This window comes from Bacillus sp. FJAT-26390 (assembly GCF_001682865.1).
Classification (GTDB): domain Bacteria; phylum Bacillota; class Bacilli; order Paenibacillales; family Paenibacillaceae; genus Pristimantibacillus.
In genome coordinates, this window is the sequence record NZ_MAQX01000010.1 from 1 (window position 1) to 9,430 (window position 9,430).

Annotated in this window: 14 protein-coding genes; all 14 read right to left on the reverse strand. The window is 49.0% G+C overall.

The genetic code is table 11. The annotated features are described in order from the left end of the window. Positions 1-250 precede the first annotated feature (250 nt). A complete protein-coding gene (locus tag A7975_RS11555; protein ID WP_065385202.1) occupies positions 251-451 on the reverse strand; it encodes a DNA-binding protein in 201 nt (66 codons plus the stop codon). 33 nt (positions 452-484) lie between these two features. Continuing rightward, complete coding sequence (locus tag A7975_RS11560; protein WP_082198151.1) at positions 485-1,048, reverse strand: sigma factor-like helix-turn-helix DNA-binding protein; 564 nt, start codon at positions 1,046-1,048, stop codon at positions 485-487. Between the two features lie 153 nt (positions 1,049-1,201). Next, positions 1,202-1,894 (reverse strand): putative metallopeptidase, encoded by a 693-nt coding sequence (locus A7975_RS11565; RefSeq protein ID WP_065385203.1) that lies wholly within the window; start codon positions 1,892-1,894, stop codon positions 1,202-1,204. A gap of 44 nt (positions 1,895-1,938) precedes the next feature. Continuing rightward, complete coding sequence (locus tag A7975_RS11570; protein WP_065385204.1) at positions 1,939-2,349, reverse strand: hypothetical protein; 411 nt, start codon at positions 2,347-2,349, stop codon at positions 1,939-1,941. Further along, positions 2,346-3,134, reverse strand: a complete 789-nt coding sequence (locus tag A7975_RS11575) for an MmcB family DNA repair protein (protein ID WP_082198153.1) — start codon at positions 3,132-3,134, stop codon at positions 2,346-2,348. The genes A7975_RS11570 and A7975_RS11575 overlap by 4 nt, the downstream gene beginning before the upstream one ends. Before the next feature lie 86 nt (positions 3,135-3,220). Beyond that, the gene (locus tag A7975_RS11580; protein WP_065385206.1) at positions 3,221-3,673 is read right to left on the reverse strand and encodes an ASCH domain-containing protein; all 453 of its coding nucleotides are present in this window, start codon (positions 3,671-3,673) and stop codon (positions 3,221-3,223) included. A 12-nt stretch (positions 3,674-3,685) separates the two neighbouring features. Continuing rightward, complete coding sequence (locus A7975_RS11585; RefSeq protein ID WP_065385207.1) at positions 3,686-4,783, reverse strand: DNA-methyltransferase; 1,098 nt, start codon at positions 4,781-4,783, stop codon at positions 3,686-3,688. Between the two features lie 10 nt (positions 4,784-4,793). Next, on the reverse strand, positions 4,794-6,536 hold the full coding sequence (locus A7975_RS11590) for a DNA cytosine methyltransferase (RefSeq protein ID WP_082198154.1): 1,743 nt from the start codon (positions 6,534-6,536) through the stop codon (positions 4,794-4,796). 35 nt (positions 6,537-6,571) lie between these two features. Beyond that, positions 6,572-6,865, reverse strand: a complete 294-nt coding sequence (locus A7975_RS34855; RefSeq protein WP_255314262.1) for a hypothetical protein — start codon at positions 6,863-6,865, stop codon at positions 6,572-6,574. Between the two features lie 3 nt (positions 6,866-6,868). Next, positions 6,869-7,624, reverse strand: a complete 756-nt coding sequence (locus A7975_RS11595) for a hypothetical protein (protein WP_255314263.1) — start codon at positions 7,622-7,624, stop codon at positions 6,869-6,871. Between the two features lie 172 nt (positions 7,625-7,796). After that, the gene (locus tag A7975_RS34120; RefSeq protein WP_176707716.1) at positions 7,797-7,955 is read right to left on the reverse strand and encodes a hypothetical protein; all 159 of its coding nucleotides are present in this window, start codon (positions 7,953-7,955) and stop codon (positions 7,797-7,799) included. Positions 7,956-8,032: 77 nt separating this feature from the next. Then, positions 8,033-8,581: a DUF1064 domain-containing protein gene (locus A7975_RS11605; protein ID WP_082198152.1), complete on the reverse strand. Its 549-nt coding sequence runs from the start codon at positions 8,579-8,581 to the stop codon at positions 8,033-8,035. Further along, positions 8,568-9,017 carry a LexA family protein gene (locus tag A7975_RS11610; RefSeq protein ID WP_065385209.1) on the reverse strand — a complete coding sequence of 150 codons (450 nt, stop codon included), beginning with the start codon at positions 9,015-9,017 and terminating at the stop codon, positions 8,568-8,570. The genes A7975_RS11605 and A7975_RS11610 overlap by 14 nt, the downstream gene beginning before the upstream one ends. 156 nt (positions 9,018-9,173) lie before the next feature. Then, positions 9,174-9,430 (reverse strand): DnaB-like helicase C-terminal domain-containing protein (locus tag A7975_RS11620; protein ID WP_304362769.1); only part of this gene is annotated, 257 nt, incomplete at its 5' end.

Sequence of the window (9,430 nt, forward strand, 5' to 3'; positions counted from 1 at the left end):
CTGACCCCGAAGGAAAGCTGCAAAAATAATTCGTTGCATTTGATGTTCATTTCAAGTCAAATCGTGTTCAAAGTCGTTATTTTATGCGGTCTCAGCAGCTTTCGACATGTCATGTCGTGCCATGTCGAAATCAGTCGTCTCCGAATGTTTCCTACCGAAATCCTACCAAACACCCTACCAAGGTTTAAACGGACTTACGAAATAACTTTGTTGAAATATTAACACTGTAAAAATAAAAAAGCAAGGATTTTCATCCCTGCTCTTTATCTCCTTCGAGCCATCTAAAAAAAACGTCTCTAGGAACTTTAATCATTTTGTTTTTGCCCACGCGGTTAACGTGGAAAGGAGGGTCAGCCAAAAGCTCATAAGTTGCTCGCCTTCCGATGCATAAAATTTCTTGTATATGTGCTGGTTCTAATATAAGAGGCAATTGCTCTTTTGATGTAATCATTATTCAGACCTTCTTCCTATGTTTAGTTCCAAATTAGAATAACGTTCCTTGCCATCCTGCCGACACTTTATCGTGTGCTCGCTTGACCATGACATCGACGCTACCCTTATGAATGTTCAACATATCCGCAATATACTCGTGAGGGAAGCCCTCGCCCTTCGCCATCGTGAATACTTCTCTTTCACGCGGGCTGAGTATATCCAACACTTCCTCCAGCTTGTGCCGCTCATCATCCGTCAGTGTTGTTGCACTGCGGCTATTGATTGGCTTCATGTACCGTTCCATGATCGTCGGGTCCATGAGCACCGTCCGCTGGTAAACGCTGCGCCTATCTACTCCACGCTTGCTCCGGGGCTGCCGGCCAGTGTGAAGCCATTCGATATTATAATTCACATCCGATATCATTTCGGAAATGTGACTTAAATCTTCTTCGTATACAGCTGCCAGCTCCGGGGCTTCAGCTATGTTTTCCTCAATTTTTTCGCGGCTGGCTTGCAGCTTCCCCAGCGTTATCCGATATGACCTTTTCAAATCATCCAAGTGAAGCATGTATCCGCGATCGTCCAGTTCCGGTATAAAGTCCTTCTTACCCACCATGCTCACCCCTTTGTGGGATTGCCCCCGCCGTAGCAGGGGCTATATGTTATTTAGCAGCAGCGATTATCAAAATAAGTACGATCGACCACACTGCCGCGCAGAAAACGCCAGCTATGCTCCAAAAGAAGATGAACGGCCAGTTCCAACGACTCCTCATACGAGATCGTCATCGTCATTCTCGGATTTCGGCTCTGCAGGATCGCCCCCCGGCTTGGCGCCGATACCGTGCATTGGATCGTTTGCAGCTTCTTCTAACGTGAGCTGGTTTTTGTCATCTTCCACATGCTCAACTACTCCGCCCTCACCGATCGTTACCATAACACCTTCATGCGGCGGCGCCGGCGGTTCTTCTTTCACATCTTCGATAGTCATTTGACCGAGATCTTTCAACCCTTTGAGCAGCCGCTTTACGTCCTCGGCAATAGGTCCATGCCGCTTTATCGCCTCGACAAAAGCCTCAAGATCAGGCGGAACCAGTTTGAGAAGCACACGGCCATCGCCAGGATGCTCCAACGTATCGCCTTTGGCATTCGTTTTAAAATCCAAACCAAGAAAGGCTTCATCCAAGAAATAGCGCTGCTGCGGCTCCGTCATCTTGCGCCATACATCGCAGTTAATGTACAACACCGCATCCTTGTCGAGTGTCCGGCGCATATCGTCGGCAAGAACCTTAAATCTAGCGAATGCCGTTCTGCCGCGAGACATCCAGCCTCCATGTTTGAAAAGAATCAGGAATTCCGAATCCCTGAAATGCTTGTGATGCTTCTCCATCACGCTGTTCAGAAGTGCATATACTGCCGGTTCCGCCTCTGAATGAAACTTTTCCGTCTTTGCTTTCTTTGCCATATCTATATCTCTCCTCGGAATAATATTTGGGATAATTTCTGTTCTTACTTTCGCTTCGAGTCCATCGCAAAGTTGAGCTCCAGCTTGCTAATTCCGAGCTTGCGGGCTAACTGGGTGCGCGGAAGATGCTTATGATTGTCTAAATAAAACCTCTGTTCGCTCGTTAGCTGGATCGATGCAGATCGTTTTAAAAATGGATCTGGGCTCGCCGGCAGCTCGATATACACCTGGTCACCCTCCGGCAACGCCCCATAAGGAATACCTGTCCAATGATAAAAAAATCTGCGTTGCTTACCTTTCCGGATAATCAGTTTTTTATTTAAGAGGGATTGAATCGTCCCTGTACCGTTGCTAAGCAAGATTCCTGACTTTTCCATCATATCGCCGTATTTAATGCCATCATGAGCGGCAATAACATCCATGATCGACTTTTGCATCGCTGTTAATTGGATCATGACTCGTTCACCTCGCCTAACATACGTTTTAGCTCCTCTGCATTGTCAATCAAACGTTCCAAAGCCCTTGATGCTTTAGGATTCGCCCCGCCGACAAGTGCCTTTCTCAGCTCGTCCTGCCAGTTGGTATTCCATGAGTGCATTGAAATGCCGTTAACTCTCAATATTTCAGTCACCTCACGGAGTAGTTGCAGATCAGATCTGTGACGATCCTGATACCGCTTTGCTTCATCACTAATCCGGTTCAACTCCCCGAGTTCCTTTTGCAGCTTTTCGGAGACGTATGCCCCCAGCATCCTGCGGTCCTTTTTGTCCGCAATCCATGCTTCGAAATACTCGCGAGCGGAGCTGTAAAATGGAAGCCTGTCCGAATCAATCCGCGACATAAGAATGTATTGATATAGATCAGAAGGAATATCGACTATGCGATGCTTTGCTGGCCGTGCTGACCGCAGCGCTCCACTGTCTGGATAGAACCAAATCAAACCAACTTCATCCGGCAACTCCTCTGGCTGAATCAACCCCTTCGGGCAAACAAAGGCAAAGCGATGACAATAAGCCATGTACCCCGGCCATTTCTGATCCTTCAGGAAGTCAGCGCGGCTTACTTTGACCTCATAACCATAGATGCAAGGATTTGCCCAACTCTTCTTCATGGCAAAAGCATCGAACTTCAGAAGCTCACTGTTATTCCAAGTGCGACCTGTTTTGACTTCTGTCATGAATAGATCGTCGCTATGCTTACTGGCGAGCGCTTGCTTTATATGCTCTGCTTTGACTTTCATTTCATTCTCCTTCCCCTGATAAGTAAGCACATATGTTCGGTTTATTAACAAAAAAAATAGGACGTACCCTCCATGTTCTTCCGTATTCATTGAGATGTATCACCGGCAGCCCAATTCCACAATCCCTGTTGCCCCTTGGCCGGTATCGGCTCACGCAGTTGATCGACTCCAGTAATCTCCCAAGCGAAGCGCCCTGTAGAATAATCTCCAAATACAAATTCAGGACCATCTATAGACTTGATTCCACTATCGCTAGTTAACTCCACGAAATCGGACATCCCATATTGTCTAGTTTTGTAGCACTCTGAGATGGTCCCTGTTGCAACAATCGCCCCAGTTGGCAAGTTGTCAATTGTATATCCATGCGCCTCCAGCGTTGCCTTAATCTCCTTCTGCTCACATGCCTCTCGGTCAATCTTCTTGCCTGCGTGGATAGCGATCGGGCCGCGGTGCTTCGTAGGCCAACTACGTGTTTCGAAATGCTTTTCACCAATGGCGATCAAAGTCGCCCATGGCTGGATTATGGTAATTACTTTCACTTGGATCACTCCTCAAAATATTAATGTTTGCCCTTCAAACTGCAGCTTAGGCTGGACCGTCGCAATCCGGCGCTCAGCAATTTCGACGTATTGCTCACCTATTTCAATGCTTGTGCATTCCCTGCCGTTCTCAATAGCAACTTTCTCAGTTGTTCCGCTTCCCCCGAATGGATCCAGCACGCGTCCGCCAACCGGAGCACCTGCCATAATGCAGGGCTCTATTAGCTTTTCTGGAAATGTGGCAAAGTGTGCTTCCGGAAAAGCTTGAGTGGCCACAGTCCAAACACTGCGCTTATTTCTAAATCCTTTATAATCAATATCCTCGCGTTCCGAGCGGTGCTGCTGTGGTTGACCAGGTGGCGGCGACTCATTTACATCCCGAGCAAATGAATTCGCTTTGCTCCGGCCCTTACGGTGAATCGTTCCGTGTGATCCCAATTCAGTATCCCAGCCTGCTGGGACTTTGATATTCCCTCGTGTCTTTCGTTTACCGCCTTCCTGATTAACAAAGGTTTCATTCCCAGTGTAGCTACCACCTCGGAAGCCATTTGCCCACTCATCCTGTACCCCGTGTTCCTTGATTGCTTCTTTATCGTAGTAGTATCGTTCTGACTTGCTCATTAGGAACATGTACTCATGGGATTTTGTCGGCCTATCCCGGGCGCTCTCCGGCATCCAGTTCGGCTTGCTCCAAATATTGTCCATCCGTAGATACCAGCCTTCTGCCTGAAGAGCAAAGGCTACTCGCCATGGGATTCCGATTAGATCGTTAGGCTTCAGTCCAATTGATTGACCAGCACTGAAGTAACTGTCTCCGTAATTAAGCCATAGTGTGCCATCATCCCGCAGCACGCGCCATACTTCCCGAAACACCAAAACCGTATGAGCTACGAACATTTCAGGCGACGGTTCAAGTCCGAGACAACCACGCCATGCGGGAACGGTCACTGGCGGCAGCCCCGGCATTGGGGTATACGTTACCTCCGGCCAGTCACTCGGCGGAATGCCGTAATCACGTAAGCCCCAGTAAGGCGGCGAGGTAACGCTTGTGTGAAAGTGTTGCGCCGGCAGCGTCAGCATAACTATCCGGCAATCACCTTGTAGAATCATTTCCTTCACCTCACATAGATAACGCTAGTTGCCCCTCGGCCTCTACGTATCTCTCAAATTTCAGAGCGTTCCCAGATCCGGCGCAATGCTCCGGCACGTTCGCCTTTGTAAGCACTTCGGACATTTTCGGAGAAACCGAATTTCCGCAGCGGTTAACCTGCTCAGCCTGCGGGACCGGAGCCCCACCCTGGTACCGATCAATGATATAGCTGCTTGGAAAGCCTTGAGCCGCAAACAGTTCGTGAGGCTTAAGCATCCGCATGCCGATATCAACGATCTGATAATCAATGCCCTCTATAGTGACTAACCCGAATCTATCTTTCGTCACAACGGTTTGTAGGGGCTCGTTGAGATCCTGCCCGACGCTGCTGCCGTAGTAAGCGATTAGGAAAGCCCTAACCTCTCCGATGTGCAGCCCGCCTGCTGTGATTGTCGGTACCGGCTCGGTGACTGGCTGGCCGTCTTTACAGGTGCCTCGCAATTTAACGAGGTGACTTGTTACAAGCGATGTCTTCCCGCCGCCGCCCGCAGTTACCGTGCCTATTGGATCATCAGCTGTGCTGCCTATCGATTGCCCAAAATGTCTGGCGAGGAATGCTGCAGCTAAGCCAAACTTGTTGCCGCCAGCCGTTACCGTCCCGACAGGCTTTTCGAGATCAAGCACCCTGCGTCCCTCGGGATCGCCATAGCCCATCTGGATTAATGTCGGGCTAACCAACAGATGCTCTGCTTTTGTTGTCACTGTCGTAAGCGGCTGCTCCGCCGAATGCTGCAGCCTGTCCCCGCCGAATCCGGTTTGACCGATCCGGGCAACGAACGGAGTAACAATTCCCCATCCGTTTTTAGCAGTAATCGTCTGAAGGGGCTCGTCGATATCTTGACCACGAAACTGCTCGCCCTGATGGTTGACCTTGATAATAAACGGCTTTGAGCTGTTAAGAACAAACTTCTCAATGCCGCGAGCGATCCGGCGCTGCGTATTCTCTGCGAGCGGCTTTTTTCGTTCAAAGATGCTCGGGCAAGGAATCGACCAATCAATGATGTCTGCTGCCGTTTTGTATGGCAGCCGTTCTCCGGCCAGCACTTCCGTACTTTCCGGCGCTCCGTGCGTCGGCTCCGGCCATACGATCGGCAGCCCGTCGCAGCGAGCTATGAGAAACAGGCGCTTGCGAATCGTAGGAGCTCCATAATCACAGGCCCTCAGCTCACGCCATTCGACCGTATACCCGAGGCGCCGCAAAGCGTTGACGAAAGAATTGAATGTCCGCCCCTTTTGCTTTGGATCAGGGTACCAATTCCCTTCTGTATCTTGGATGAGCGGCCCCCAGGTCTTAAACTCCTCTACGTTCTCTAGCATGATCACACGCGGGCGGACCGTTGCTGCCCACCGGATGCCGACCCAAGCCAGCCCCCGAATACTCTTTTCAACCGGCTTGCTGCCCTTTGCCTTCGAGAAGTGCTTGCAGTCTGGAGAAAGCCAGACCAGCGCCACGGGCCTGCCCGCCGCAATCGTGCGTGGATCAACATCCCAAACCGATTCGCACCAATGGCGTGTATCAGGGTGATTGGCTTTGTGCATTGCTATAGCTGCCGGATCATGGTTTATTGCTTCATCCACGCTGCGGCCGATTGCGATCTCTATCCCGGTGCTCGCGCCTCCTCCTCCGGCAAAGTTGTCTACAAATATCTCGTCAGCCGAGTATGTCCGGCGGTGATACGTGAAGCTGGCGACCTTGCGATAATACTTTCGCATTGCTTTGTTACCTGCAAAGCGCTCATCTGCTCGTTTCAATCCATCACCCCGTCCTGATCTATCTCGCAATGCGAATCTGTGAAGCAGCCGCAGCCGCCAATATCATAGCGATCGATCAATTCCGCGCCTCCATACATCGCCCGCTCGGCCTCGTCGTCCTGGTTAAGCTGGCGTATCGGGTAGGGCTGCGAATCCTTTTTCATGAAGCTGTACTGTTGAATCTTTGCGTACCTTACTGCAGCTGAGCCTGCTGGATGAACGTAAAATCCCGGCTTTGATGCCCGGTCATAAAAGTAGTCGCGGTATGCAGCATCAAGTTCCTTGAGCATTGGCTATTGGACATGTAAAGGAATTTTATCTTCGTCCGGGATAGGCGTTTTGTCTTTGGGATCATTCCCCTTGGTGATATACCTGTAAGCTGAGACGTACATTTTCAAGTGAAACTCCTGCTCCATGATCTTCTCGAATACATCTGGCAGTTGTTCCTTTAGAAGTTTGTAATGCCCTTGCCCAGCCTTCACGCAGCGGCCATGACAGTTGTTGTGCGAGAAGCCCAGTTTGTACAGCTCCGGCTTCTTAATCTCGTATTTCGCAAGGACTTCCTCTTTCCAGATGTTGTTTTCGATTAATGGGAACACCACTTTGAATGGAGCCCAATTTTTCGATATGGCCGTCTCGCGGTGCATCTCGTCAAAACCAATTCCGAAATAAAGAGTGGCATCTGTTATGAAATCAGCTTCCTTCAAGAATTGTTCATTGCGCCAGTATCCAACTGCCGGCAGCTTACCCCTTTTAAGAAAATCCATGCCGACACGCATTTTCAAAATTTTGGAGCAGTCACCGATCATAGAGTTGTAGACCATCTTTTTCTCAAACATTAGCTGAATCGGGTTAAGCCCCATGCTATGCGTTAGAAGTGGAAGCTGAAGCTTATCCGAACCTTCTCGCAGCACTCGGTAACAATCTGGATGTTCCCATAGCGTATCCGTGAAATACATCACGATATTGTCATTGGGGTTTTGTTCTTTAACCCAATCAGCAACAGACAGGCTTGCGGTTCCGCCGCTTGAAAAGATAATGTGATTCAATCCCCCACCTCTTTCCTTTTCCGGCCGGACCAGCTCTTAAAATCTCGTTCCCGGGGCTTCGCCGCAGCCTGCCGCTCAAGTTCAGCCGTAGTCATCTGTCGGACGTCAATGTCGCTATTAGCCCTTCGATCAACTTCAAGCTTTCGCTGCGGTAGCGGTTGTAAACGGCGACTCATCGCTTGGACCCCGGGTGCTTATTCGGCTTTCCGCTGCGCCGCTTCTCTCGACGCTTCAGTTCGTTTTCTGCATCCGTCCGATCTGACTTACTGGCAAGAGGATCATCGTATTGAATAATGACCAGCTGCGCCCGCGTTGCCTTACTCATATCCAACAAAAGCACCTCCATTTGGAACGTATGTTCGGTTTTAAGGCAACAGAAATCCCTTCACCGAGCGATTGCGCGGTTATTTACAAAGCTGCTGCAGCCTTCTTTTGTTTGTTTTCTTCGCGTTTTTTAATCGTATATTCCTCGATAGTTATCCATCCGCCAAACTTTTTGACGTATTTCATAACTACCAATGGTGGCAGATCGGGATTGGTGTAGTCGAACATCTTCCTCTTAATCGGGAATTTCTGATCCTCGGCTCCCTTTACATCAATGAGAAGCACCTTGCCAGTGAAATAAGTGACTTTGAAATCAGGCGAATAGGTAATTTCCCTATGCTTCATGCCTTCTTTTTCAAATTTCGGCTGCAGGATGTATTTGGGTTGAAACTCAACGACTATAGATTGATCTTTAACCAATGGTAGCAATTGATCACGGTAGTAACGTGCTTCCATTTCGGAATCAAAGATGATTAGTCGACTCGAGTCAATTCCCAGCTCCTTCAAATCCTTAACCTGCTGACTAGTCAGTTTGACTATTGATTCGCTCTCCAGATTGAGCAATGCTTTACTAGCGTTATACTTGCTCTTCGTTGCTTCGCCCTCAACTGCTTTTTTCTTACCGAATCTCATTGGCTTCGGCCTCCCTCATACCTGTTATTTGTAAGCTGCGCGGCCTGCCGCCTTCTGCATTGCGCTTGATATAACCTTTCTTTTCTAACCGTTCCAAATGTCCGTGAACGGTCGAGCTGGATGCAAGACCTACTCCCTCACCAATTTCGCGAACAGAAGGCGGGTAACCATTTTTTCTTATGAAATCGACAATGAAATTAAACGTTACAGCCTGACGCTTATTTAATGGCTCAAGTCCTGTTGCTAGCTTCGGTTGAGCCTGCCGCTCAAAGAGCAGAATTTCCAGACCGCGGCGCATCGTGCTGATGTTGATTGGCACTCCGTCTCCCAAACACTTTTCAATTTGATCGATAACCTGCTCGTCCGTCATCACAAGTGAGTCGAGCTGCTTTGCAAATTCACTTATTTTCTCAGCACTTTCGGTCCGCTCGGTCATTTTTCTTCTCACTCCTATTGATTATGCCTTGATTTAGATATATGGCAGGCAGTAGAAACACCTCCGCGAGTAGTGCGCCCTTATCATCACGATGTATTTCATAGGGTTGGTTTTGAAAATAGGGGTCTATTGATTCAGGATTTCGCTGCTGCCGTTTCATTCCAAATCCTCATGGTCATCAATCGTTGTTTGTCGATTCAAGTTGACCATTTTACCGTAATTTTTCATAAAGGCGAGCTCAACCGTCCCCGTTGGTCCGTTACGCTGCTTGGCAATAATGACCTCGATAATATTCTTCTGTTCGGTCTTTTTGTCGTAGTAGTCATCCCGATAGAGGAAACCAACGATATCAGCGTCTTGCTCAATAGAACCCGACTCTCGGAGGTCTGACATCATCGGACGTTTATCCTGCC

What these genes read in the sequence shown, in the direction of transcription:
- A7975_RS11555 (WP_065385202.1), bottom strand. Translation starts at nt 451, where the DNA reads ATGATTACATCAAAAGAGCAATTGCCTCTTATATTAGAACCAGCACAT.
- A7975_RS11560 (WP_082198151.1), bottom strand. Translation starts at nt 1,048, where the DNA reads ATGGTGGGTAAGAAGGACTTTATACCGGAACTGGACGATCGCGGATAC.
- A7975_RS11565 (WP_065385203.1), bottom strand. Translation starts at nt 1,894, where the DNA reads ATGGCAAAGAAAGCAAAGACGGAAAAGTTTCATTCAGAGGCGGAACCG.
- A7975_RS11570 (WP_065385204.1), bottom strand. Translation starts at nt 2,349, where the DNA reads ATGATCCAATTAACAGCGATGCAAAAGTCGATCATGGATGTTATTGCC.
- A7975_RS11575 (WP_082198153.1), bottom strand. Translation starts at nt 3,134, where the DNA reads ATGAAAGTCAAAGCAGAGCATATAAAGCAAGCGCTCGCCAGTAAGCAT.
- A7975_RS11585 (WP_065385207.1), bottom strand. Translation starts at nt 4,783, where the DNA reads ATGATTCTACAAGGTGATTGCCGGATAGTTATGCTGACGCTGCCGGCG.
- A7975_RS11590 (WP_082198154.1), bottom strand. Translation starts at nt 6,536, where the DNA reads ATGCGAAAGTATTATCGCAAGGTCGCCAGCTTCACGTATCACCGCCGG.
- A7975_RS34855 (WP_255314262.1), bottom strand. Translation starts at nt 6,865, where the DNA reads ATGCTCAAGGAACTTGATGCTGCATACCGCGACTACTTTTATGACCGG.
- A7975_RS11605 (WP_082198152.1), bottom strand. Translation starts at nt 8,581, where the DNA reads ATGAGATTCGGTAAGAAAAAAGCAGTTGAGGGCGAAGCAACGAAGAGC.
- A7975_RS11610 (WP_065385209.1), bottom strand. Translation starts at nt 9,017, where the DNA reads ATGACCGAGCGGACCGAAAGTGCTGAGAAAATAAGTGAATTTGCAAAG.